Source organism: Sutcliffiella horikoshii (assembly GCF_020524325.1).
Lineage (GTDB): Bacteria > Bacillota > Bacilli > Bacillales > Bacillaceae_I > Sutcliffiella_A > Sutcliffiella_A horikoshii_D.
In genome coordinates this window covers 266,378-289,964 of record NZ_JAIVKY010000002.1, presented here as the reverse complement: position 1 = coordinate 289,964, position 23,587 = coordinate 266,378, and the positions used below count along the sequence as shown (strand labels likewise).

Annotated in this window: 24 protein-coding genes and 1 pseudogene; 21 read left to right on the top strand and 4 right to left on the bottom strand. The window is 40.3% G+C overall.

Annotated features, from left to right (window positions below; genetic code table 11):
- The first annotated feature begins 1 nt into the window (after position 1).
- From LC091_RS02735 to LC091_RS02725, 3 genes are all read left to right on the top strand, one after another.
- Positions 2-1,138 carry a bifunctional cystathionine gamma-lyase/homocysteine desulfhydrase gene (locus tag LC091_RS02735; protein WP_226680170.1) on the top strand — a complete coding sequence of 379 codons (1,137 nt, stop codon included), beginning with the start codon at positions 2-4 and terminating at the stop codon, positions 1,136-1,138.
- Positions 1,139-1,276: 138 nt separating this feature from the next.
- Positions 1,277-2,812, top strand: coding sequence for a carboxypeptidase M32 (locus LC091_RS02730; RefSeq protein WP_226680169.1), 1,536 nt, complete (start codon positions 1,277-1,279; stop codon positions 2,810-2,812).
- 120 nt (positions 2,813-2,932) lie between these two features.
- Positions 2,933-3,169, top strand: a complete 237-nt coding sequence (locus tag LC091_RS02725) for a YrhC family protein (protein ID WP_226680168.1) — start codon at positions 2,933-2,935, stop codon at positions 3,167-3,169.
- A gap of 422 nt (positions 3,170-3,591) precedes the next feature.
- On the opposite strand, the gene LC091_RS02720 is transcribed toward LC091_RS02725, so the two are convergent.
- Entirely contained in the window at positions 3,592-4,422 is an 831-nt protein-coding gene (locus LC091_RS02720) for a thermonuclease family protein (protein WP_226680167.1), read from the bottom strand.
- Positions 4,423-4,589: 167 nt separating this feature from the next.
- On the opposite strand from LC091_RS02720, the gene LC091_RS02715 reads away from it, so the two are divergent.
- Complete coding sequence (locus LC091_RS02715; protein WP_226680166.1) at positions 4,590-5,543, top strand: ABC transporter ATP-binding protein; 954 nt, start codon at positions 4,590-4,592, stop codon at positions 5,541-5,543.
- Complete coding sequence (locus LC091_RS02710; protein ID WP_226680165.1) at positions 5,543-7,066, top strand: ABC transporter permease/substrate-binding protein; 1,524 nt, start codon at positions 5,543-5,545, stop codon at positions 7,064-7,066. The genes LC091_RS02715 and LC091_RS02710 overlap by 1 nt, the downstream gene beginning before the upstream one ends.
- Positions 7,067-7,103: 37 nt before the next feature.
- On the opposite strand, the gene LC091_RS02705 is transcribed toward LC091_RS02710, so the two are convergent.
- Positions 7,104-7,991, bottom strand: coding sequence for a helix-turn-helix domain-containing protein (locus LC091_RS02705; protein ID WP_226680164.1), 888 nt, complete (start codon positions 7,989-7,991; stop codon positions 7,104-7,106).
- Between the two features lie 200 nt (positions 7,992-8,191).
- Here LC091_RS02705 and LC091_RS20315 point away from each other — a divergent pair, with 200 nt between their 5' ends.
- From LC091_RS20315 to LC091_RS02680, 5 genes are all read left to right on the top strand, one after another.
- The gene (locus LC091_RS20315; protein WP_264179200.1) at positions 8,192-8,314 is read left to right on the top strand and encodes a hypothetical protein; all 123 of its coding nucleotides are present in this window, start codon (positions 8,192-8,194) and stop codon (positions 8,312-8,314) included.
- Between the two features lie 31 nt (positions 8,315-8,345).
- Complete coding sequence (locus tag LC091_RS02700; RefSeq protein ID WP_226680163.1) at positions 8,346-8,582, top strand: hypothetical protein; 237 nt, start codon at positions 8,346-8,348, stop codon at positions 8,580-8,582.
- 229 nt (positions 8,583-8,811) lie between these two features.
- Positions 8,812-9,525, top strand: coding sequence for an RNA polymerase sporulation sigma factor SigK (sigK, locus tag LC091_RS02695; protein WP_010196129.1), 714 nt, complete (start codon positions 8,812-8,814; stop codon positions 9,523-9,525).
- Positions 9,526-10,074: 549 nt separating this feature from the next.
- Positions 10,075-11,850 (top strand): M3 family oligoendopeptidase, encoded by a 1,776-nt coding sequence (locus LC091_RS02685; RefSeq protein ID WP_226680161.1) that lies wholly within the window; start codon positions 10,075-10,077, stop codon positions 11,848-11,850.
- A gap of 146 nt (positions 11,851-11,996) precedes the next feature.
- Positions 11,997-12,779 carry a phosphatidylserine decarboxylase gene (locus LC091_RS02680; RefSeq protein WP_226680160.1) on the top strand — a complete coding sequence of 261 codons (783 nt, stop codon included), beginning with the start codon at positions 11,997-11,999 and terminating at the stop codon, positions 12,777-12,779.
- Positions 12,780-12,981: 202 nt separating this feature from the next.
- Here the strand turns inward: LC091_RS02680 and sda are convergent, their stop codons facing one another.
- Complete coding sequence (gene sda / locus LC091_RS02675) at positions 12,982-13,122, bottom strand: sporulation histidine kinase inhibitor Sda (protein ID WP_010196138.1); 141 nt, start codon at positions 13,120-13,122, stop codon at positions 12,982-12,984.
- A gap of 476 nt (positions 13,123-13,598) precedes the next feature.
- Here sda and LC091_RS02670 point away from each other — a divergent pair, with 476 nt between their 5' ends.
- The 8 genes and pseudogenes from LC091_RS02670 to LC091_RS02635 all read left to right on the top strand — a co-directional run bounded on the left by LC091_RS02670 (position 13,599) and on the right by LC091_RS02635 (position 18,625).
- Entirely contained in the window at positions 13,599-14,114 is a 516-nt protein-coding gene (locus tag LC091_RS02670; protein WP_226680159.1) for a YqeG family HAD IIIA-type phosphatase, read from the top strand.
- A gap of 5 nt (positions 14,115-14,119) precedes the next feature.
- Positions 14,120-15,223 carry a ribosome biogenesis GTPase YqeH gene (gene yqeH, locus LC091_RS02665; protein ID WP_226680158.1) on the top strand — a complete coding sequence of 368 codons (1,104 nt, stop codon included), beginning with the start codon at positions 14,120-14,122 and terminating at the stop codon, positions 15,221-15,223.
- 16 nt (positions 15,224-15,239) lie between these two features.
- Complete coding sequence (aroE, locus tag LC091_RS02660) at positions 15,240-16,076, top strand: shikimate dehydrogenase (protein ID WP_226680157.1); 837 nt, start codon at positions 15,240-15,242, stop codon at positions 16,074-16,076.
- Positions 16,070-16,363: a ribosome assembly RNA-binding protein YhbY gene (yhbY, locus tag LC091_RS02655; RefSeq protein WP_010196148.1), complete on the top strand. Its 294-nt coding sequence runs from the start codon at positions 16,070-16,072 to the stop codon at positions 16,361-16,363. Before aroE ends, yhbY begins: the two co-directional genes overlap by 7 nt.
- Positions 16,364-16,382: 19 nt before the next feature.
- Positions 16,383-16,946, top strand: a pseudogene (locus LC091_RS02650) (nicotinate-nucleotide adenylyltransferase); the annotation flags it as partial.
- The gene (gene yqeK, locus LC091_RS02645; protein ID WP_226680155.1) at positions 16,942-17,520 is read left to right on the top strand and encodes a bis(5'-nucleosyl)-tetraphosphatase (symmetrical) YqeK; all 579 of its coding nucleotides are present in this window, start codon (positions 16,942-16,944) and stop codon (positions 17,518-17,520) included. The pseudogene LC091_RS02650 and the gene yqeK, both read left to right, overlap by 5 nt.
- Entirely contained in the window at positions 17,521-17,871 is a 351-nt protein-coding gene (gene rsfS, locus LC091_RS02640; RefSeq protein WP_226680154.1) for a ribosome silencing factor, read from the top strand.
- Position 17,872: 1 nt separating this feature from the next.
- Positions 17,873-18,625 carry a class I SAM-dependent DNA methyltransferase gene (locus LC091_RS02635; RefSeq protein ID WP_226680153.1) on the top strand — a complete coding sequence of 251 codons (753 nt, stop codon included), beginning with the start codon at positions 17,873-17,875 and terminating at the stop codon, positions 18,623-18,625.
- Positions 18,626-18,955: 330 nt separating this feature from the next.
- On the opposite strand, the gene comER is transcribed toward LC091_RS02635, so the two are convergent.
- Positions 18,956-19,774 carry a late competence protein ComER gene (gene comER, locus LC091_RS02630; RefSeq protein WP_226680152.1) on the bottom strand — a complete coding sequence of 273 codons (819 nt, stop codon included), beginning with the start codon at positions 19,772-19,774 and terminating at the stop codon, positions 18,956-18,958.
- Positions 19,775-19,856: 82 nt separating this feature from the next.
- Between comER and LC091_RS02625 the strand changes: the two genes are divergently transcribed.
- The 3 genes from LC091_RS02625 (at position 19,857) to LC091_RS02615 (ending at position 23,480) form a co-directional block, all read left to right on the top strand.
- Entirely contained in the window at positions 19,857-20,519 is a 663-nt protein-coding gene (locus tag LC091_RS02625; protein ID WP_226680151.1) for a helix-hairpin-helix domain-containing protein, read from the top strand.
- A 72-nt stretch (positions 20,520-20,591) separates the two neighbouring features.
- Entirely contained in the window at positions 20,592-21,164 is a 573-nt protein-coding gene (locus LC091_RS02620) for a ComE operon protein 2 (protein ID WP_223490278.1), read from the top strand.
- Positions 21,165-21,170: 6 nt separating this feature from the next.
- A complete protein-coding gene (locus LC091_RS02615) occupies positions 21,171-23,480 on the top strand; it encodes a DNA internalization-related competence protein ComEC/Rec2 (protein ID WP_226680150.1) in 2,310 nt (769 codons plus the stop codon).
- Positions 23,481-23,587 lie beyond the last annotated feature (107 nt).

Here is a 23,587-nt window from a genome sequence, read left to right as displayed (position 1 = left end):
TATGCATAAGAAAACAAAATTGATACATGGTGGAATATTTGGAGATCCTCATACTGGGGCAGTTTCCACTCCCATTTATCAAGTTAGCACATATAAACAGGAGAGTGTAGGGAATTTCAAAGGTTATGAGTACTCTAGAACTGGAAACCCGACACGTCATGCGCTTGAAGAATTAATCAAGGACCTAGAAAACGGAAAAGCGGGCTTCGCTTTTGGTTCTGGTATGGCGGCCATTACGGCGGTTATGATGCTGTTTGACAGCGGTGATCACGTGGTCCTTACAGATGATGTGTACGGTGGAACATACCGTGTCATGACAAAGGTATTAAACAGAATGGGAATCAGTTCCACTTTTGTGGATACTAGCAAAGTGGAAAATATTGAAGCAGCTATTCAAGAGAATACGAAGGCGCTTTTCATTGAAACACCGACAAACCCATTGCTAAAAGTGACAGATATTCAAAAAGCGAGTTTAGTTGCGAAAAAGCATAATCTATTAACAATCGTTGATAACACATTCAGCACGCCATATTGGCAAACTCCAATCAACCTTGGTGCAGACATTGTGCTTCACAGTGCGACGAAATACATTGGAGGTCACAGTGATGTGGTAGCAGGTCTTGTGGTCGTCAATTCAGAGAAATTGGCAGAAGAGCTGCATTTCGTTCAAAACTCTACCGGAGGCATCTTAGGGCCGCAAGATTCATGGTTGTTAATGCGAGGAATTAAGACACTTGGATTGCGCATGGAGGCGACAGAAAAGAACACTCGCCGCATTGTGGATTTCCTAGAAAGCCATCCTTTTGTTGGGAAAGTGTATTATCCTGGATTAGAAGACCATCCAAACCACGAGGTTGCCAAGCAGCAAGCTGGCGGTTTTGGAGGCATGGTGTCCTTTGACATCGGAAGTGCTGAGAAAGCTGATAAGCTATTAGCGAGAATTAAGTATTTCACGTTGGCGGAAAGTCTAGGAGCTGTGGAAAGTTTGATTTCTGTTCCTGCACGTATGACGCATGCATCCATTCCGGCTGAGCGTCGTGCGGAACTTGGAATTGTTGATGGCTTAGTACGTATTTCCGTTGGTATTGAAGATGTAGAAGATCTTATTGCAGATCTGAAGCAGGCGATTGAAGGTTAATATGAGACTTACGGCCCTATGAGAGTATAGCTCTTATAGGGCTTTTTTTGTAAGCAGTTGGTTAGCGTTCTGTTAGAAATCTGATATAATATATAAAGAATACATAATTTTCATACTATTTTTACTAGGAGGATTATCATGTCTACAGTACCTGTATTAGAAAAGAATGTTCAGGAAAAAGTGGATGCATTCAACAGATTGGATGAGAAGCTTTGCCATTATAATGATGTGTTGGGCCTGCTTAGCTGGGATTCTAAAACGAAAGCACCTAAAAAAGGGCGTTCCTTATTTGGAAAAGCACGAGGAACATTGTCAACGGAAGCTTTCAAACTAGAAATCTCAGAAGAAATGGGAGAATTGCTGACCTTCTTAACAGAGGAGAAGGTTTGGGAGCAGTTAGATGAAGCAACAAGGGCTTGTGTGAGCGAGAGGAAACAAAACTATGACAAGTCTATAAAAATCCCGGCAGATGAGTATCAGGAGTATGTCATTCTTGTTAATGACGCAAATGAGGCATGGGAGGATGCGCGAGAAAAGAATGATTTCGCCTCTTATGCACCTGTACTGGAAAAAGTATTGGCGTTCAAGAAGAAGTTTGGTGAATATTACGGCTATGAAGGGCATCCTTACAATGCAATGCTGAATGAGTTTGAGCCAGGATTGACGGTTGAAAAACTAGATCCATTGTTTAAAGAGCTACGTGAAAAAAGTGTAGAGCTTTTGAATAAAATTAAAGCTTCAGAGTCTCAACCACGTGAGGATATTTTCGCACAGGAATACGATATAGAAGCTCAAAAGAAGTTCAATCAATATATTTTGCCGCTAATCGGTTTTGACATGGACGGCGGGCGTTTGGACGAAACAGTCCACCCTTTCGCTTCTTCTGTCAATACGGGGGACGTTCGTATTACGACCCGTTATTTAAAGGATAATGTCCGTTCTGCTATTTTTGGCACTATCCATGAGGCAGGACACGGAATGTATGAGCAAGGAGTCAATCCTGCATTTGAAGGAAGAGTGATTCGTCGTGGGACATCCTTTGGTATCCACGAATCTCAATCTCGTTTCTTAGAAAATATGGTGGGACGCAGTAAGGAATTTTGGACTTATTTTTATAAGGATTTGCAAGATCATTTTCCACACCAGCTGCAAAATGTCTCATTGGAAGATTTCTATGCTGCCACAAACAGAGTGGATCCATCTTTCATTAGAGTAGAAGCAGATGAACTGACTTACAATCTTCACATTATGATTCGCTATGAAATTGAAAAAGGTTTATTTGCCGGGGAATATGAAGTGAAAGATCTTCCGAAGGTTTGGAATGAAAAAATAGAGGAATACCTAGGAATCACCCCTCCTACAGACACGCTTGGTGTTCTTCAGGATGTGCACTGGTCCTTTGGTGGGTTCGGCTATTTCCCTTCCTATTCATTAGGTAACCTTTATGCAGCGCAGATCCTTTATACTTTTATAAAAGAAATGCCAGATTTCTATGACAAAATCGAGCAAGGCGATTTCATGGCAATTCGCGGTTGGTTAAGAGAGAATATCCATCAATATGGAAAACTTTATTCTCCAAACGAATTGATTGTAAAAGTGACAGGGGAAGAACTGGATGCGAAATATTTGGTGAGATATTTAGAAGAAAAGTATTCCGCAATCTATCAATTTTAACTAAAGGAAAAGCCTTCTGCTTAGCTGCAGAAGGCTTTTTACATGGGTTTAGGAAGAAATTACATACCGGAAAACCTAGGAATCTATGTTAAAGTGAATATTAGATGGGGGGGAATCTAGATGATGAATACAAAGGCCTTACAAGCGAAGATTCAGGATTATACTAGATATGCCATGATATTAACGACCGTCAGTGTGTTTTTATATATTGGAGTAGCTTTTCAGCATGCAGGAAAAGAAGCTTTGCAGATTTTTACGATGATGGGTGCCACTGTTGTTTTACTTGGTGGGGCTGTGTTTTTTGTATTGAGAGCGAAAAAGTTAAAGAAGTTGTTGCAAGAACAGGATGAACAATAAGAAGAGGAGCCCTCAGATAAGGTTCCTCTTCTTTTTTTGCTGATTTCCGTTCCAGGCGCTTCGCTTGCCTGCGGGCGGTTTTTGAGCCTCCTCGGCTTGTGCAATGGCCACTGAAAAAGTTTTTGACTTTAGATTTTGATAAGATACCGCTGTTGATTTCCGCAAACGGCTCCGCTTTCCACGGGGCGACCTTGAGCCTCCTCGGGCTATGCCCTGCGGGGTCTCAACATTGTCGCTACTCCCCCGTAGGAGTCTCCGCCTATTGCTCCAATCAACAGCTATAAATTATCCAAAAGATAGGTTATTGGGTTTTTAGTGGCCTCAGCTTGCGCCTGTGGGGGCTCACCTGTCCCTTCCTCCCGCGGGCGTCTGCGCGCCTTCCACTCTAATTAACAAGGGACTCCATTCGCCTAAGGATATAATTATCTCATTGACTTCCGGTATCCGGCTTTTTCTGCTTCTTCTTCGGTGTTGAAGCATTCTTCTGGAATGGTCCGGTCATAGTAGGCTCCTGATTCTACATGATAGATTTTTTCTCCGCTCGAGCTGATATTACCTTTTACCGTGCATTTGTCTGTAACAGGCTTTTCCTCGGCTGGAGCTTTAAGCTCAGGATCCTCAACAAATTCAGGATAAAATCCATCCTCCTGTGCATAATTCTCCACACTCCAAATACCAACACCTTCAGCTTGCGCGTTTTTTTGAATGGCTTGATAGCTATCTACGTATCTCGTATTAGGTGGGAAAATATATGCTACGCGTGCCAACCCGCGCTTTAAAAGCTCTTCCTGTGCTGAGACACCGTTCACATAAACATAAGCTAAAATTCGTCCATAGTGGTCTCGTTCGCTTACATCCAACTCAATTTCCACCATTTCGCCTTCCATGAACTCTTCCATAAAGTTCTTCGCATCGTGCCCAAATGGCTGGGGACCGTCCATTCTAGGGTGATTCGTTTCTGGAGTGTCTACAAGCAAGAATCGGATATTCTCCTCTTTATTATTAATGATCACCTTTATCGTATCACCATCAATGACACGAACAAGTGGAACCTCCGTTCTTTCATATTCAGGTTCGGTATCTTCAAGACTCTCTGTCTCTGTTTCATCAGAATTCTCATCAGGTGGATCAACTTGCTCCTGAACTGGCTCAGGTGAATCATTCTCTGTTACAGTGGAGGAGCTCTCATCCAAAGAACAGCCTGCCAACATAAGAACAAGAATTAAACACCATGTATATAATTTAATTCTCATGGGTGACTCCTTTCAACGCAAAAGTATTCCTTATTATACCATGCGACGGGAAGGACTTCGTGGCCTTTTATAACGAAGTTTGACACTTACATAAGTAGGGTATTTATAGTTTGTGCTTTTAGGAAATACTGTAGAGAAATAATAATTGTATGGGGAGTGAGAAGGTTTTGATAACCTTTCAAGACGTAACTAAAACATATGAAGACGGGACGACCGCCGTCCAATCCTTTAATTTGGAGATAAAAAAAGGAGAATTCTTTGTTCTAATAGGACCGAGTGGATGCGGAAAAACAACCACCTTAAAAATGATCAACCGATTACATAATGTAACAAATGGGGATATCCTCATTGATGGAAAGAGTATCTCAGAACATAATATCCATGAACTTCGGTGGAATATTGGCTATGTTCTTCAGCAAATTGCGCTTTTTCCACATATGACAATCGAGGAGAACATATCCATCGTTCCAGAGCTTAAATCTTGGAAAAAAGGAGATATTTCCAAAAGAGTGAACGAGTTGCTCGATCTTGTTGGATTAGATCCGTCTACCTATAAAAAAAGAAAGCCATCTGAATTATCAGGAGGTCAACAACAAAGAGTCGGAGTGGCAAGAGCTCTAGCTGCCAATCCACCTATCATCCTGATGGACGAGCCATTCAGTGCCCTTGATCCGCTTAGCAGGGAACAGTTGCAACAAGATTTCTTGAGCTTAAAAAAGAAAATTCAAAAAACGATTGTGTTTGTCACTCATGACATGAACGAAGCATTAACGCTTGGCGACAGGATTTGCCTGATGAAAGATGGGGAGGCGGTACAAGTAGGAACCCCAGAAGAGTTTGTCAATAACCCGAAGAACGATTTTGTGAAGTCCTTTATCGGGAATAGACGCAGCGTTCTTCAGAAAACGATTGAGGAATTATTAGAGGATTTTAAAATGGATCCTTCTGTTACACCATTTAGAGCAGTAGACAGTAAACTGACACTTGGAGAACTTCTTGCCATCTTGGCTGAAGAAGAGGCTGTTACGGTCATGCAAGCAAATGAACCTTTAGGCGTCCTATCCCGAAAAATTGTACTGCACTTCCTTCATAAGCAAAGCGAAGAAGGGGGGCAGATATAATGACATTCCTTCAAGAACTATATGCAGCACGCGGCGATCAACTTTGGACAGCGCTATTAGAACATATACAAATATCAGTCATTGCACTGGCCATAGCAGTTTTTATATCTGTACCACTTGGTGTGCTATTAACAAGAAAAGAACGAATCGCAGAGCCAATAATTGGTATTACGGCGGTCATGCAAACAATTCCATCTCTTGCGTTGCTGGGTCTCTTGATCCCCCTCGTTGGAATCGGATTTGTCCCGGCTGTCATTGCACTATTTCTCTATGCATTGCTACCAATTTTAAGAAATACCTATACTGGGATAAAAGAAGTAGATCCATCCTTGCGTGAAGCGGCAAAAGCCATGGGGATGACATCTATGAAAAGATTATTCCGTGTGGAACTGCCACTTGCATTGCCAGTTATAATGGCAGGCATACGAACAGCTATGGTATTGATTATCGGTACAGCAACCATTGTGGCTTTAATTGGAGCCGGAGGGTTAGGTAGCCTCATTCTTCTTGGGATTGACCGAAACGACAACGCGTTAATTTTGCTAGGGGCAATCCCTGCAGCACTTCTTGCCATTTTATTTGATATCATTCTACGCATGATTGAAACCGCTGCAAGAAAAGGATCTGGAAAAAAGGCACTCATCATTGGGCTTGTCGTGGTTCTTCTTTTCCTATCTCCTTTTGCAGTGATGAAAGCAACAGAAGCGGATCTTGTGATCAGTGGGAAAATAGGCGCAGAGCCTGATATTATCATCAATATGTACAAACTCTTGATAGAAGAAGAGACAGATCTGAAAGTTGAATTACGTCCGTCACTTGGGAACACTAGCTTTGTGTACCGAGCGCTGAAAAATAAAGACATCGACATCTATCCGGAGTATTCTGGAACAGCCATTGTAACCCTACTAGAAGAAGAACCAGTCAGCATTGATGATGAGGAAGTTTTCGAACAGGCGAAAAAAGGTTTGATGGAACAGGATGAGTTGGTGTATTTGCAACCAATGGGCTTTAACAACACATATGCCCTGGCAATTCCTGAAGACTTTGCTGAACAAAACGACATAAATACTATCTCTGATCTGAACGGTGCAAAAAATGAGATAAAGGCAGGATTCACCCTTGAGTTCTCCGACCGTCAAGATGGATACCGAGGTATCCAAGAAGTATACGGTATCACGTTTCCTAACCTGACCACCATGCAAGCAAAACTGCGCTATCAAGCAGTGGAAAATGGTGATGTGAATTTAGTAGACGCATATTCTACAGATGCAGAAATCAAGCAATTTGATTTACGTGTGTTGGAAGATGATAAAAACCTTTTCCCTCCATATCAAGGTGCGGCATTGCTCAGAAAAGAAACCCTTGATGAGCATCCAGAAGTAGAAGAAATCCTAAATCAATTGGAAAACCAAATAAACGATGACGAAATGCGTGACATGAACTATCAAGTAACCGTAGAAGGAAAAACCACTTATGAAGTGGCTAAGGATTTTTTGGAGAAGAAAGGGTTGTTGGGGGAATAATCGCAAAAAAACTAGGCTGTGAGGCCTAGTTTTTTTGTTAATCAATTAAGACAGATAGTTCATCTATTTTCTCTTTAATATGCTTAACAAAAACCTTGTTCTCTTGAATCATGAAAATTTGGATGGACTTGTTGTAGTACTCAATGGCTATGTCACTATGGTTTAATAGACTATAATTATAACCGATATGATAATATAGGTTCCCTAAACCATATAAACTGTTCTGTTTTACACACCACTTTACCGCAAGTTTACATGTGTTATTCGACTCTTCAAGTTTATTTAATCTTGTTAATGTTTTGGCTTTATTGTAAAGGATCCTTGTTTTTATAGTAGGATCATGATGATAAGGGATTTTCATATAACTATTTATTGCTAAGTTGAAAATTCTCAGGGCTTCTTCACAATTCTTTGTCTCGAAATGAACAATTGCCATGCTGTTTAATATTTCAATCTCTCTCTCTCCTAATAGTTTTGATGTCATTTTTGTCAGATCCAAAGCACTCTGCATGAGCTTTAATGCTTCTCGTTTATTCTTTTTTAAGTGATATTCACATATTCCTTCAGTCCATAGGAGGAATTGCTTATTATTACGATTATTAATAAATAGGGGGTTTTTTCTTTCATTTTCAACTATTATTGAAATTTCTTCAAATTGACTACGATTTAACAACTCCCTTACCTGAGAAAAAACCTCTTTTACATAGGATAATTGTGGGTTAGTTGCTAAATCATAAAAATAATTTATATCCACGCCTAGTCTTTCTGCTATATAATATAAGGTATTAGCAAGAGGAAATACTTCCCCTTTCTCTATCTTACTGATCTGTGATTGCGTACAGATCCCTTCACTCAACTCAGCTTGTGATAAGTTTAGTGCAGACCGCAGGATTTTTATCTCTTTCCCTATCAAAGAAAAATCCACAATATATCACATCCTAACTAATAAAATATTCCTAGAGTTATAATTTGAATCGAAAATCGAAGAAAACAGAAGGAAACCATAGATTATTTGGGTATAACATTCAATATTGAGGAAAATTCGAATTTTCAATATAGTGTAAAATACTTATTAAAGATAGCTTAATAGTAATACAAATAAAAAAGTAGAAAGAGGTAATGATAATGAAGAAGTTTATCTTAACGTTTCTAGTAGTTTCCTTAACTTTGTTTGGTGCAAATGCAGTTACTTCTCATGCAGGTCCTACTGATAATTACAAAACGAATGAGTTACCGCCTTTACATTAATAAATAATTTAACAAAGGAAGGTTGATACCCATGTCAGCTGCTAGTACAAACGCTTTTGAGCTTACATGCTTTTGGTTTATCGTTGTTGATCGTGAGCAAAAGGCGCGTAGGCATTACCGTGTTGCCCAGCTTGTAGATTACAAAAATAAAACATATGCAGAAGTTTCTAAGTGGTTTGAAACATTGTTTCAAGAGTACAGTGTGGTGAAAGTAGGCAAAGGTACTATACCTTCTAAGTTGAAAAAGTATCCTTATATTAAGTATTAAAATCTTCCTATTTAATAGGGAGATTTTTTTATTTCTTGAACATTTGTTCTTCTTACATAAATTGTACCATTAATCGTCAGAATTGTAACATAAATATAACATTTTGATGACGTGTTGATATGACATTTTTTTTTGGATTAATTTTGAAGTGTACTTGCACAGGAATGCCTTTTCCTACATAAGAATTATTACTAGGCTCTTGCCTAAGCATTTCTATGGAGGTGAAAGTGTGTCAAGCATACTAGCATCGGTAGGATACTTAATCAAAGAACTTGTTTTCCTAGTTTCTTACGTCAAGAACAATGCATTTCCACAACCATTGTCATCAGGGGATGAAGCAAAATACCTGAAATTGATGGCAGAAGGGAATGAAGAGGCAAGGAATCTACTTATTGAGCATAACCTGAGACTTGTGGCACATATTGTGAAAAAGTTCGAAAATACTGGGGAAGATTCAGAGGATCTTATTTCCATTGGGACGATTGGATTGATTAAAGCAATCGAGAGCTTCCACTCCGGAAAAGGGACGAAGCTAGCAACCTATGCTGCCCGTTGTATTGAAAACGAAATACTTATGCATTTGAGAGCGCTAAAGAAAACGAAAAAGGATGTTTCCTTACATGATCCAATTGGTCAAGATAAGGAAGGGAATGAAATCAGTTTAATAGATGTGCTGAAATCCGAATCCGAGGATGTCATCGATACCATTCAACTTAATATGGAATTGGAAAAGATAAAGGTATATATTGATGTGTTGGATGAACGGGAACGAGAGGTCATTGTCGGCCGATTTGGACTTGATCTTAAAGATGAAAAAACACAACGTGAAATAGCGAAGGAACTGGGCATTTCCAGAAGTTATGTATCACGGATCGAAAAGCGTGCTCTCATGAAAATGTTCCACGAATTCTACCGTGCCGAAAAAGAAAAGAAAAAACAATAATACAAACGACCCCCGTGGCTATCAAAACTGCCAGGGGGTTTCGACATGGAGGGCGAAATTCCTGTGGGGGTCTGACCCCCACACAGGATTTTAATCTCCCTGTAACACAAATATCATGAACTTCCCCGAAATTTATTTGGTTTTCTCCGCGTTTGCCCTGTCTCTTTTGTGGGATGTGCATATGGTAGTAGTGTAGATACCTAGTTGGAGAAAGGGGTTGTTGGTATGTACGGGTACCCTTATGGAGGGTTCGGTTGTTGTCCTCCTCCTTATCCTGGACCATGCGGACCTGGATATTATGGCGGATGGTTGTATGGGCTACTAGTAATTCTGTTTATCTTGTTGCTTATTGGCGGCGCTTATTATTGCAAGAATCACTTATACAGATAAGCTTATGCTTTCGGGCATAGGCTTTTTTTTTTATTCATTTAATTTCTAATAATAACTTCGCAACACGAAACTTTCGCCAATCAAATAGTTTAGAATTGTAGAAATATTTACACTCTTCGTATATAATAGACACATAATGCTAAAAGGGGGAATTACAACGTGACAACAAAAACATACAGTGAAACTTGGGATTTAGATGTATTTTTCCAAGGTGGAAGCAATTCAGAAGAATTTCATACATATCTAGTAGATATCCAATCAGAACTTAACAAATTTGAAAAACAAATAGAAGCATTCTCTACTGATAAGCTTGAAGAAATCTTAGTTTCCTATGAGAGTGTCGTTAAAAAAGTGGTACAGGCATCCGCTTTCATCAGCTGTCTATTAGCACAGGATGTAAAAGATAAGGCTGCTTCACAGCTTCAAGGTAAAGTAGCACAATTGCATGCGAAATTACAGGTTCAGCTAGGTGCATTGGATGAAAAGCTGGTTGAAATTGATGAAGCGTCATGGGCAAGTCTCATTCAACGAGATGTGTTTCAACCATTAGAATATGTATTAAATGAAAGAAGACGCAGAGCTGGCGATAAATTACCTGCTGCACAAGAGAAATTGGTTACTTCATTAGCTGTGGACGGTTATCATGCATGGGGTAAATTATATAACTCGATCGTAGGTACCATTAAGATACCTGTGGAAGAAAACGGAGAAGTGAAGGAGCTGTCTGTTGGACAAGCTCATAATCGTTTTTCAAATGGTGATCGCAGTGTTAGAAAGAAAGTTTCTGATGCATGGAAAAAAGCATGGGAAGGTCAAGCAGAAACAATCGCAGCTGCTTTAAACCATCTTGCAGGATTCCGCCTTCAAGTATATGAACAAAGAGGCTGGGACTCTGTACTAAAGGAACCGCTTGAAAACAACAGAATGAAGCAAGAGACGTTAGATACGATGTGGCAAGTGATCACGGACCATAAAGGAACATTGAAAAAGTATCTGGAACGCAAGGCGGAGCTTTTAGGACTTGAGAAATTGAACATGTATGATGTTTCTGCTCCTCTTTCTGCAGAAGAAACCATCCTTTCCTATCAGGAAGGCGCTGATTTCATTATAGAACAGTTCTCCAAATTTGGTCCGGAACTAACAGAATTCACAAAGAAATCATTTGATGACCGTTGGATTGAGGCGGAAGATAGAGCAGGAAAGCGACCTGGTGGCTTCTGCACAAGTTTTCCAGTCTCAGGTCAATCAAGAATTTTCATGACGTACTCTGGTACTCTTTCAAATGTCTCTACTTTGGCACATGAACTGGGACACGCTTTCCACCAGCATGCTATGCACGGCGTTCCAACCTTGAACCGTTTTTACGCAAGTAATGTGGCAGAAACGGCCTCCACGTTTGCTGAAATGATTGTTGCAGATGCTGCAGTTAAATATGCAAAAGATGAGCAAGAGAAGATTTCTCTTTTAGAAGACAAGATCCAACGCAGTGTAGCATTTTACATGAATATACATGCTCGGTTCCTTTTTGAGACAAGGTTTTATGAAGAACGCAAAAACGGATTGGTTAGTGTTGAAAAGTTAAACGAACTAATGGTAGAAGCACAACAAGAAGCTTATTGCGACGCTTTAGGGGAGTACGATCCAACATTCTGGGCTTCCAAAATGCACTTCTTTATTACACAGGTACCGTTCTATAACTTCCCTTATACGTTTGGGTACTTGTTTTCATTGGGCATCTATTCCCAAGCTTTAGAAGAAGGAACGAACTACGAGGAAAAGTACATCGCCTTACTAAAAGATACGGCTTCCATGACTGTAGAAGACTTAGCAATGAAGCATTTGGGTGTCGACTTGACACAAAGAGACTTCTGGGAAAAGGCAGTCAAAAAATCGCTTGAAGATGTGGAAGAGTTTTTACAACTTACAAACAAATAGGTAGAAGTAAAGGCATTCCTTAATATGGGGATGCCTTTTCTGATGTTGAAATGTTATAATATCACTCATGGAGTTTAGTAGACTAACGGACACAACTGATTCACTCATTTATATAAATACGAAATATTATCTTGGAGGAATGCATTTTGTTGAAAAGTATATACAGACTTGCTATTGAGTTGACGAATCATAAGGTCTCTTCAATGGTTGTTAAGCATTTTGCCAGTTCGAAGCTTAGCAAGCGGTTTATCCCCTCGTTTGCGAAGGTATACAATATTAATACGGAAGAAATGCAAGAAAAGATGGATACATTCCCTACCCTACAGCAATTCTTCATTCGAAACTTAAAGCCGCATGTTAGGCCGATAGATTCAGGGAAGAGCTCGGTGGTAAGCCCGGTAGATGCGGTCATTGAGAAGAAAGGGTACATTACGGAATCTCTCCAACTGAGAGCAAAAGGAATTGATTACTCTGTCGGGGAAATGCTTTCAGAACCGGAGTTAGAAAAAAAATATATGGGTGGTTCCTATATGGTCCTTTATTTAAGTCCAAGCCACTACCATAAAATTCATACACCTATATCAGGGAATGTTACAAAACAATGGACACTAGGTGGAAAATCTTATCCTGTTAATCAGATGGGATTAAAGTACGGAAAAGAACCGCTTGCCAAAAACTATCGCAGGTTAACAGAGATTGAACACGATGGTAAACACGTTGTGGTGGTAAAAGTTGGCGCGATGTTTGTGAATAGCATCGAGTTGACGCATGAAAGCGAGCAGCTTGTTAAGGGAGAGGAAATGGCATACTTCTCATTTGGCTCCACGGTTATTTTGTTGTTTGAGAAAGACGGTTTTCTGATAGAGGATACATTGAAGGAGAAGGAAGAGGTAAAGGTCGGTCAAAGAATCGGTACTTGGCTAAGCTAGTGAGAGCACTAGCTTTCTTTCTTTTTATGCCGCTGTTGATTTCCGCAAAAGGCTTCGCTTTCCTAGTGGCACTGCTGGAGCCTCCTCGGCAAGCCTGCGGGGTCTCCACCTAGCGCTATCTCCCTCAGGAGTCTTCGCCTTTTGCTCCAATCAACAGCTAGAAACCTATTTATACAAAAAAAGAGCCAGAAGACCGGCTCTTTTAGGAAGTTGCTTTTATTTTGTAGCTTAGGGAACGGCGTTTGATTTCTAACTCGATCAGTAGAATAAAATCTGTGCTTAATTTTAATTCAGTCGCTTTGTGATAGGATTCTAGTAAAAGTTCATCAGAAAGTTTTCTCATCAGATTGGCCTCTGCCCTGCACCTCCTATTATTACGTCACTATGTATGGCTGTATGCATTATGTTTTATCGTATGTTCTAATTGTTATTTAACCTGCATATAATTGTAAGTTTTGTTAGCTTGTACGATAACTCTACCACGTATTAATTTTTAGAACAACCGTTCTATTATCCACAGTTAACAGTGGATAACATGTGGGTATATTGTTTATAATTACCAGTAAACGTTATGGGGCACACTGTATAATGTAGATAAGTTTATCCACAGGTGTTGAAACCGACAGGAATTTGTCGAAAACTTTTTATTTTGATTATTTTTAATTAGAAAATAGAAGCATGCTAACACTAGAAATATCAATAATATGCTTAACATGGAGAAGGAATTTAGGTAAGATGGTAAAGTGTTAATTTTGAACGTGAAACGTCAATTTAAATATGTAACATTATCAACTATCGAAACCAATTGAGGGTGATTAAATGATTAAGTATTTTCTGCCTGCACAACACGTAAAGAGCGTGTTTGAGATAAAGCCGTTGGAATTAAAGGAAAAGGGCATTAAGGGTATTATTACAGATTTGGACAATACGCTTGTAGAATGGGATCGCCCGGAAGCGACACCTGCCTTGATTGAATGGTTTAAAGAAATGCAAAAGGCCGGCATCTTAGTAACGATTGTTTCTAATAATAAGTTGAAAAGAGTGAAGATGTTTTCTGATCCACTTGGTATCAATTATATCTATGGAGCAAGAAAACCGATGCGCCGTGCATTTCGAAGAGCACTGAGAGATATGAAACTTAAAAAAGAAGAAGTGGTTGTAATTGGGGACCAACTTCTAACAGACGTACTCGGAGGCAATCGGATTGGGTTACATACCATCCTTGTTGTTCCTGTTGCCCAAACGGACGGTTTTATTACAAAGTTCAACCGCCGTGTAGAAAGACGAATTCTTTCTTGGATGAAACGAAAAGGTATGATTAATTGGGAGGACTAACATATATGGAAGAACAAATAGTATGTATCGGGTGTGGAGTGGCCATTCAAACAGAAAACCCAAATGGTTTGGGGTATGCGCCTCCTTCTTCATTAAATAAGGAAGCGGTTATCTGTAAAAGGTGCTTTCGCCTGAAACATTACAATGAAATACAAGATGTTTCTCTGACAGATGATGACTTTATCCGAATATTAAATTCGATTGGCCAGACTCAAGGCCTTGTGGTAAAGATTGTAGACATATTCGATTTTGACGGCAGTTGGTTGCCGGGCTTACACCGATTTGTCGGGAATAACAAAATATTATTAGTCGGAAACAAAGTGGACTTGCTGCCAAAGTCCGTAAAGCCAAATAAAGTGATTAATTGGATGAAGCAAGCAGCAAAAGAGCTTGGCATGAAGCCAGAGGATGTGTACCTGATCAGCGCGGATAAAGGAACTGGAGTAAAAGAATTAGCCCAGGCCATTGAAGACTACAGGGACGGTAAAGATGTGTATGTGGTTGGGTGTACAAACGTCGGGAAATCGACTTTTATTAACCGCATTATCCGAGAGTTTTCAGGTGAAGAAGATGTCATTACTACATCCCAGTTTCCTGGAACAACGCTTGATATGATTGATATCCCTCTGGATAACGGAGCATCATTGTTTGATACGCCAGGTATTATCAATCGTCATCAAATGGCGCATTTTATAGATAAAAAAGAACTAAAAGTCATTTCGCCTAAAAAGGAAATCAAACCAAAAATCTTTCAACTAAATGAAGGTCAAACGTTATTCTTTGGTGGTTTGGCACGATTTGATTATGTAAAAGGCGGCCGTAATTCTTTTACATGTTACGTGTCCAATGACCTTTATATTCATCGTACTAAGCTTGAGAATGCAGACAATGTTTATAAAGAACACTTGGGAGATTTGTTGCAGCCGCCTGGTAAAGATTTTGTGAAATCTTTCCCGGAACTGGTTGCACATGAGTTTACAATCAAAGACGAGAAAACAGATATTGTCTTCTCAGGACTCGGCTGGGTTACAATCAATGAGCCTGGAATCAAAGTCGTGGCTCACGTACCTAAAGGCGTTGGGGTCATGGTAAGAAAATCATTGATCTAAAAGGGAGGAGATGCTGATGAAGCGTCTTTACGGAGTAATCGGGTCTCCCATTGCACATTCCATGTCTCCACTCATCCATAATGACGCCTTTCTCCAAAATGGGGTGGACGCACATTATCATGCCTTTCACGTGGAACCCGATCAGTTAAAACAGGCAGTAGCCGGTATGCGTGCCCTTGGAATAGATGGATTTAATGTGACCATACCTCACAAAGAAGCGATTATTCCATTGTTAGATAGTGTGGAAGATGCAGCCATTCAAATTGGCGCTGTTAACACGGTGGTAAATAAAAATGGAAAGCTCATCGGGTATAATACCGATGGCAGAGGATTTGTTGAGGCTTTAAAAGAAGTGGCGGAGCTTAAAGGTAAGCATGTACTTATTATCGGTGCCGGTGGGGCTGCCAGGGCAATCTTTTACACACTGGCATTGGAAGAAGGTATACAACTCGATATTTGTAATCGAACCGTTTCCAAGGCAGAGGATTTAATTAAAGAATTCTCGTTGGAGCGGATTGCACGAAGTATAACCGTCGATCAAGCCGCAAGTGAGATGCAAAGTTATGATGTGGTAGTTCAAACGACGTCGGTGGGGATGTTCCCTAAAGTCAATGACATTCCGTTACCATTGAAACCGATTAAACAACATGCAGTATTCAGTGATATCATTTATAACCCGCTAGAAACCAGATTACTACGAGAAGCCAAAGCGCTTGGTGCTATCACTCAAAATGGCATTCATATGTTTGCCTATCAGGCAGCTCTAGCGTTTGAAATTTGGACAGGGAAGTTTCCCGATACAGATAGAATGAAAAAACTAGTAAAAGAACATCTAGGAGGAAAAACATGTTAACAGGTAAACAAAAACGATTTTTACGAGCAGAGGCACATCATCTTGATCCAATCTTTCAAGTAGGAAAAGGTGGAGTAAATGAAAATATGACAAAGCAGATTTCAGAAGCTTTAGAAGTAAGGGAACTGCTGAAGGTCAGTGTGTTGCAAAACTGTGATGAAGACCGCAAAGATGTGGCTCAAGAACTTGTTGCCGGGACAAAGGCAGAACTAGTACAAGTTATCGGAAGCACGATTATTCTTTACAAAGAATCCAAAGAGAACAAGCAAATCGTTTTACCAAGATAAATGGATGGAGGGATTCATCATGAATAAAGTGGGCATAATTGGCGGGACATTTGATCCGCCTCATGTTGGTCATCTTTTAATTGCAAATGATGTAAGGCAGAAGCTTTCATTAGATGAAATCTGGTTTATGCCAAATCATATTCCTCCCCATAAGCAAAATAAATCCATTACCCCGACACCCATTAGGGTGAAAATGATAGAAGCTGCTGTTGCATCAAACAGCAGCTTTCGGGTGGAAACCATTGAGCTTCAAAGGGAGGGTCCCTCCTATACATATGATACAATGTTGTTGTTAGCAGAAAAGTATCCAGATACTAGCTTTTATTTTATAATAGGGGCAGATATGGTCGAGTACTTGCCTAAATGGCACAACATAGAAAAACTGCTTGAAATCATCACTTTTGTTGGCGTGAAACGGCCGGGATATACTTTCTCAACGGAATACCCAGTGATTGAAGTGGAAACTCCGCAAGTGGACATCAGCTCAACCTTAATAAGGAAGCGTGTACAAGAAGGATGGACCTCTCAATACTTGGTGCCAAATCAAGTAAAAGAAATCATAGAGGAGAAACGCCTATATGAATAGAGAAAAAGCGTTAAGACTGGTGAAAGAACAACTAACGGACCGGCGTTATGTTCATACAATCGGAGTCATGGAAACTGCTTTAGAACTTGCCGAGCGATATGGTGTTGATAAAGAGAAAGCAGAGCTCTCAGCAATCTTCCATGACTACGCCAAGTTTCGGGATAAAGAGGAGATGCGCCGGATCATCATCGATCAAAAGATGCCACAGGATTTATTGCAGTTTCATGACGAACTATGGCATGCACCGGTTGGCGCATATCTAGTTGAAAAAGAGGCAGGGATTTCGGATCCAGAAGTCCTAGAAGCAATACGATGTCATACTTCGGGTAAAATAAAGATGAGTATGCTGGACAAAGTTTTATATGTTGCAGATTATATCGAGCCAGGCAGGGATTTCCCTGGTGTAGAACAGGTTCGGGAATCTGCCAAGACTTCTCTTGATATAGCTGTTATCCAGTCCATGAAAAACACGATCACCTACTTACTAAAGCGAAATCAACCGGTTTATCCCGATACATTCCATGCTTATAACGATATGACTATGAAGGTAAAAGAAAGGAAGTTAACATAAATGTCAAACGAATTATTACAGCTTGCAGCAAAGGCTGCAGATGATAAACGTGCAGAAGAATTAGTTGCATTGAATATGCAAGGGATTTCCCTTGTTTCGGATTATTTCTTAATTTGCCACGGTAACTCAGACAAACAAGTCCAGGCAATTGCCCGTGCCATTAAAGAAGCTGCAGAAGAAAACGGACAAAACGTTCGCAGAATGGAAGGCTTTGATGAAGCACGCTGGATCCTTGTGGACTTAGGAGATGTCGTTGCTCATGTATTCCATAAAGATGAGCGTGGATATTACAATCTAGAACGTCTTTGGGGAGATGCTCCTCGTGAAGATATTCAACTTGAGTTAACGTAACATGGCTTACGGACAATTTGCCCATATTTATGACCAATTGATGCAGGATGTCCCTTATGACAAGTGGGTCTCCTTTGTCCAAACTGTTAAACAAAAGTATATGACAGATGATTCTAATCGTTTTTCCGTCGTAGATGTTGGCTGTGGGACAGGGGAACTTGCGATTCGTTTTGCTCAAGAAGGTTGGGAAGTGTCAGGTGTCGACCTATCGGAAAGTATGTTGGCCATTGCACATGAAAAAGCTTCGGCTTCTGGGCTTTCCATCCCGCTTTTCGAGCAAAACATGGCAGAACTTGAAGGCTTTAAAGATGTGGATTGTATCACTATTTTCTGTGACTCGTTAAATTATTTGGAGTCAGAAGAAGAAGTGAAAAACACGTTCCAATCTGCTTTTAATCAATTGAAAGATGGCGGATTGCTGCTCTTTGATGTTCACTCTCTTTATAAAATGACACAAGTGTTTATGAACAATACTTTTACAAGTGTAGAAGAAGATGTTTCTTATATTTGGAACAGTTTTCCTGGAGAACATCCCAATAGTGTGGAACATGAGTTGTCCTTTTTTGTAAAAGAAGAAGAAACAGACCGCTACTTACGTTTTGACGAACTGCATTTCCAAAGGACGTTCGATGTGGAAACATACAGAAAGTGGTTAGAAGAAGCAGGGTTCATCGTCAAATCTATAACAGGCGATTATTCTACCGAACATTTGGCTGAGCATACAGAAAGAGTGTTCTTTGTCGCACAAAAATAGGCGTCCTTTTATAGGGCGCCTTTTTTAAAAGATAAGAAAGTATATAATTCCGGTGATTTCCGTTCCAGGAGCTTCGCTTGCCTGCGGGCGGTCCGTGGGCCTCCTGAGGGAGAGATAGCGCTAGGTGGAGCCCCCCCCACAGCGCAGCCGAGGAGGCTCCAGCAGCGTCCCTAGGAAAGCGCGAAGCCTTTTGCGGAAAGGGAACAGCGGCGACCGACAGAATACTATGGTTCTATGTAAGAGAAAACCGGGCGTTGTTTTGCCCGGATTTTCTTATGAAAAATTTATAATATTTTAAAGGAATTTGTCGATTGGTAACGAATACCTTAATTAATGAAACTGTTTTTTTACCTCTGAAATATCTTCATCAAACTTCTCATGCGTCTTCTGAATCACATGATGGAACACATCACCAAGCTCATTTTCTAATACCTTAATGCCTTCTCCGGTGACACCGCCCTTTACACAAACCTTTTCTTGTAAAGTCTGTAATGTATAAATATCCTTTTCAATTAATTTCCCCATGCCGATAATCATCTGGCTTGCCAAATCTGTCGCCTGCTCCTTTGAAATAGCTGTTTCACTTACAGCTCCGTCAATAAACCTTTGTAAAATATAGCTGAAAAATGCAGGTCCGCAGCTCACTATGTCAGAGGCAACTCTCGTTACGTTTTCCTTAATATGAATAGGTGTAGAGATCTTTGAACAAATGGTTAGAAGAAACTCACGATATTCCTCTTCCACATTTTCGCCGAACGTTACTAAAGTGACACCGGCTAATGCCCGGTTGGTGATACTTGGGATAATCCTTGCCACCTGGCATGTTACTAATGTTTGCAACTGTGCAACTGATACAGGACTTGTGATGGAAATGACACATTTATCAGACGTAAGGTTTTTATTGATTTTAGTTAAAAGGGGGTGAATATCCAATGGCTTTACACACAAAAAAATAATATCAGAAGCACTAACCACCTCTTCGGCAGTCTCCGCAACATGTAGGTCAGGGTATTTACTTTGTATTTTAAACGCCTTCTCTATTGAGCGATTAGTAATTGTAATATTTTCAGGAGGTACTGCTTTCGAGTCGACAAATGATTCAACCAAGATTCTCCCCATGTTGCCTGTGCCGATCAATCCAATCTTCATGTTTATTCCCTCCTCCATCCAAAAAAGTTTCTCATACACTATATGTTTTCAGGCTTACTAATATGAATAGAAGGTGAAATCGATGATAGAACTATGGTCTGTCCATAAAATAAAAGTATTGATATCTATCAGTGTACTAGCGGTGATCTCCATCCTCGGTTGGTCTAACCTGAGTGAAGGTGAATCGGATACTGCGATGCAACAGATAAGTTTTATCGAAGAAGTGCAAGGGGAGGAAATGGAAGGAAACAACTCTGAAGAAATAGAGGAGAGTGAAGAAGTAGAGGTTGTGGAACAAGAAGTACTCATTGATATAAAAGGTCAAGTCATGCAGCCTGGTGTCTATCGGATGAAAATGGGAGACAGGGTAATCGATGCGGTGGAAAAAGCAGGAGGGTTTATGGAGGGAGCCGATTCAGATAAGGTGAACTTAGCAGCGCTGTTAGTTGATGAAATGGTCATAATCGTTCCCGCTGAGGGCGAAGAGGCGGAGGAAGTGATCATACAACCGGTGACAAATGATAGCGAACACAAGGAAGCCTCTGGCGGACTAGTCAATATCAATACCGCAACCGAGGAGGAGTTGACAAGCTTAACCGGAATTGGTCCTTCAAAAGCTAAAGCAATAGTGGATTATCGAAGTGAAAATGGTCTATTTAAAAAAGAAGAAGATATCATGCAGGTTACTGGCATCGGGGAAAAGTCTTTTGAAAAGTTAAGAAAACAAATAACAGTTGCCAATTGAATTGACGAAATGAAAGGATAGCCGATACACTAGAGTTATTGTATATGTTATTAGAAACTGGAGGACAGATGGATGACGACGAGAATATCATGGGATCAATACTTTATGGCGCAAAGCCATTTACTTGCATTACGCAGTACATGTACAAGGCTTGCCGTTGGAGCAACCATTGTCCGCGACAAACGTATCATAGCCGGTGGGTATAACGGTTCGATAGCAGGCGGTGTTCATTGCATCGATGAAGGTTGTTATGTCATTGACAATCATTGTGTACGCACCATTCATGCTGAGATGAATGCCTTGCTTCAATGCTCTAAGTTTGGTGTTCCTACAACAGGTGCGGAAATTTATGTCACACATTTTCCATGCCTTCACTGTTGTAAAGCCATCATTCAAGCGGGAATCAAAACCGTCTATTTCGCAATGGAATACAAAAATCATCCATATGCGTTGGAAATGTTTGAGCAAGCCGATGTCAGAGTGGAACAGGTGGAATTGGATGAGATGGCGGTTAGTTTAAATGACCCTGAAAAAATAGGATTCATCAACAGTCTGATTGAAAGACTGGAGGAGTCTGGTGCAAGTGATGAAGAAATAAAGAGCTGGTATGAGCGTTCTACCGATTTATTCAGTAAAAAAGGATAGCCTGCGATGAAATTTAGGACAGGCTTTTATGCCTATTTAGCTATCGCAAGCAGTTTGGGAATTGCAGTCTCCAGGTCGAACTTCCATTGGGGGCTGCTCACCCTTTCCCTCTTATTTTTCTATATGATTTACCGTCTTGACGCCAAACCACGAAGGTTGTTTTATCTGGCGATTCTCTTCATGACAGGTTTCTCTGGCTATATGACGTATGTAGACAATAATAATATCTCCTTGCATCATGAAAGTGAAACTCACTTCCAAGGCACTGTTCATTCTCCAATTATAATAGATGGAAATAAGTCAAGCTTCCAAATGAAAAGCATCCAAGATGAAGTGTTATTAGTGGAATATTATATGAAGTTAGAGGAAGAAGTACTTCAGCTGAGTGAATTAAATGTTGGCAACAGATGTAACTGGACAGGAGTATTAAAGCAGCCTCAACAAGCAAGCAACCCTCACGCCTTTGACTACAAAAATTATTTATATGAACAGAAAATCCACTGGATACTTTCGTTGAACTCCCTTCCAGAATCATGCCTCACTCCATCAAAAACACCCTTCTTAACATCAATAAAACAATACAGGCAACAAGGCATTAAAATAATTTATCAGTATGTAGATCAGCCGAATGCAAGTTTTATGATTTCGTTAATCTTTGGCGATCGTAGCGGGCTGGAAGACGACATTCTTGATGCTTATCAAGAGTTGGGGCTTGTACATCTGTTGGCGATATCCGGGCTGCATGTCGGAATCATCACTGCGGCAACTTTCTACCTTGGAATCAGGGTCGGAATTACAAGGCAGTGGATGAATATTATTTTGATAGTCCTTTTGCCCTTATATGTCTTACTGGCAGGCGGTGCCCCATCTGTGATGAGGGCAGCAACCATGACAGGGGTGGCACTCACCTTCATGCTTATGAAAAAGAAGGTTTTTTCAATTGATACCATTGGTTTGGCATGCATATTTGTTTTGCTCCTAAACCCCTATTATCTTTATCATATTGGATTTCAGCTCTCCTTTTCGGTCAGCTTGTCTTTGCTATTAGCTTCTCGAATCCTTCAAAAAGTGCAAAATGGGATCGCGCAACTATTCATCGTCTCCTTAATTGCTCAAGTTGCCTCTTTGCCTTTACTTCTTTATCACTTTTATCAGTTCTCTATCTGGAGCCCGCTTCTTAATGTCATTTTTGTTCCCTTCTATTCCCTTTTCGTGCTTCCTAGTTCTTTTTTTCTGTTTTTTGTCCTTTTGCTTTCTCCTGGTTATGTCTCGTTATTTGTACCTTTTTTTTCCTACCCGCTGGAATTAATGAACTCCTTGGTAGTTTGGATTGCTGAATTTTCAATAGGTACCTTGGTTTTCGGAAAACCTCCCACCTTCTTAATGGTCATATACGTTATTGTTGCTATTTTCTTTTTTTACATGTGGGAATTAAATAAAAGAACATCTGGTGTGATCATTTTGCTGATATGCTTGGTATTTCACTGGAACTTCAATTACTTCAATTTTTTTGGAAAAGTAGTGGTGTTGGATATAGGTCAAGGTGATGCGATTTACATATGCCTGCCATTTCATAAAGGCAATTATTTAATTGACACAGGCGGTGCGTTTACATTTCCGCAAGAAGAGTGGAAGGAGAGAAAGAAGACATATGATACCGGTACGGATGTATTGGTTCCGTTTTTAAAAGCAGAAGGAGTCAGGCGGCTTGATAAATTAATTCTTACACATGGGGATTTAGATCATATCGGAAATGTGAACAGTCTTTGGGGAGAGGTAGAAATAGGGGAGGTTATTGTGCCCCGAGGGTTTGGAGTGAGTGAAATGGAGAAAGAGGTGTTGAAGAACGCGAAACAGAGGGGAATAAGTACCGGTGTTGCTGTGGCTAACACGGGGTGGAATGTGGGAGGTGCTAGCTTTTTATACCTGCATCCAACAAGATTTTATGATAATAAAAATGAGGGGTCCATTGTGCTTCTGGCTATGTTGGGGAACAAAAAATGGCTGTTTACAGGAGATATGGAAGAGGAGGGGGAGCGTGATTTAATGCATCACTACCCAACTCTTGATGTGGATGTGTTGAAGGTAGGCCATCACGGAAGTAAGACGTCCTCTACTAACGGCTTTCTTGGAACTATAAGCCCTGATGTTGCCATTATTTCAGCAGGAAGGAACAATCGTTTTGGACACCCGCATCAAGAAGTATTGGAACGTTTGTCTCAAGTTGAAGCAGAAGTATATAGGACAGACCTTCAAGGTGCTATTATCTATAGATTTACACATCGGAGAGGAACGTTTTCCACCTTAATCCCATAGGATACAGTATCAAAAATGAAAAAGAGACTGCACCATGTAGACGCAGTCTCTTTTATAGCGAAGCTTTTTTGAGTTATCCTCATTCTTTTCACAACTGGCTTTGGAAA

What these genes read in the sequence shown, in the direction of transcription:
- LC091_RS02725 (WP_226680168.1), top strand. Translation starts at nt 2,933, where the DNA reads ATGATGAATACAAAGGCCTTACAAGCGAAGATTCAGGATTATACTAGA.
- aroE (WP_226680157.1), top strand. Translation starts at nt 15,240, where the DNA reads ATGAAGCGTCTTTACGGAGTAATCGGGTCTCCCATTGCACATTCCATG.
- LC091_RS02700 (WP_226680163.1), top strand. Translation starts at nt 8,346, where the DNA reads ATGTCAGCTGCTAGTACAAACGCTTTTGAGCTTACATGCTTTTGGTTT.
- LC091_RS02730 (WP_226680169.1), top strand. Translation starts at nt 1,277, where the DNA reads ATGTCTACAGTACCTGTATTAGAAAAGAATGTTCAGGAAAAAGTGGAT.
- LC091_RS02670 (WP_226680159.1), top strand. Translation starts at nt 13,599, where the DNA reads ATGATTAAGTATTTTCTGCCTGCACAACACGTAAAGAGCGTGTTTGAG.
- LC091_RS02635 (WP_226680153.1), top strand. Translation starts at nt 17,873, where the DNA reads ATGGCTTACGGACAATTTGCCCATATTTATGACCAATTGATGCAGGAT.
- rsfS (WP_226680154.1), top strand. Translation starts at nt 17,521, where the DNA reads ATGTCAAACGAATTATTACAGCTTGCAGCAAAGGCTGCAGATGATAAA.
- LC091_RS20315 (WP_264179200.1), top strand. Translation starts at nt 8,192, where the DNA reads ATGAAGAAGTTTATCTTAACGTTTCTAGTAGTTTCCTTAACTTTGTTT.
- LC091_RS02625 (WP_226680151.1), top strand. Translation starts at nt 19,857, where the DNA reads ATGATAGAACTATGGTCTGTCCATAAAATAAAAGTATTGATATCTATC.
- yhbY (WP_010196148.1), top strand. Translation starts at nt 16,070, where the DNA reads ATGTTAACAGGTAAACAAAAACGATTTTTACGAGCAGAGGCACATCAT.
- LC091_RS02720 (WP_226680167.1), bottom strand. Translation starts at nt 4,422, where the DNA reads ATGAGAATTAAATTATATACATGGTGTTTAATTCTTGTTCTTATGTTG.
- LC091_RS02615 (WP_226680150.1), top strand. Translation starts at nt 21,171, where the DNA reads ATGAAATTTAGGACAGGCTTTTATGCCTATTTAGCTATCGCAAGCAGT.
- LC091_RS02735 (WP_226680170.1), top strand. Translation starts at nt 2, where the DNA reads ATGCATAAGAAAACAAAATTGATACATGGTGGAATATTTGGAGATCCT.
- sda (WP_010196138.1), bottom strand. Translation starts at nt 13,122, where the DNA reads ATGAGAAAACTTTCTGATGAACTTTTACTAGAATCCTATCACAAAGCG.
- yqeH (WP_226680158.1), top strand. Translation starts at nt 14,120, where the DNA reads ATGGAAGAACAAATAGTATGTATCGGGTGTGGAGTGGCCATTCAAACA.
- yqeK (WP_226680155.1), top strand. Translation starts at nt 16,942, where the DNA reads ATGAATAGAGAAAAAGCGTTAAGACTGGTGAAAGAACAACTAACGGAC.
- comER (WP_226680152.1), bottom strand. Translation starts at nt 19,774, where the DNA reads ATGAAGATTGGATTGATCGGCACAGGCAACATGGGGAGAATCTTGGTT.
- LC091_RS02710 (WP_226680165.1), top strand. Translation starts at nt 5,543, where the DNA reads ATGACATTCCTTCAAGAACTATATGCAGCACGCGGCGATCAACTTTGG.
- LC091_RS02620 (WP_223490278.1), top strand. Translation starts at nt 20,592, where the DNA reads ATGACGACGAGAATATCATGGGATCAATACTTTATGGCGCAAAGCCAT.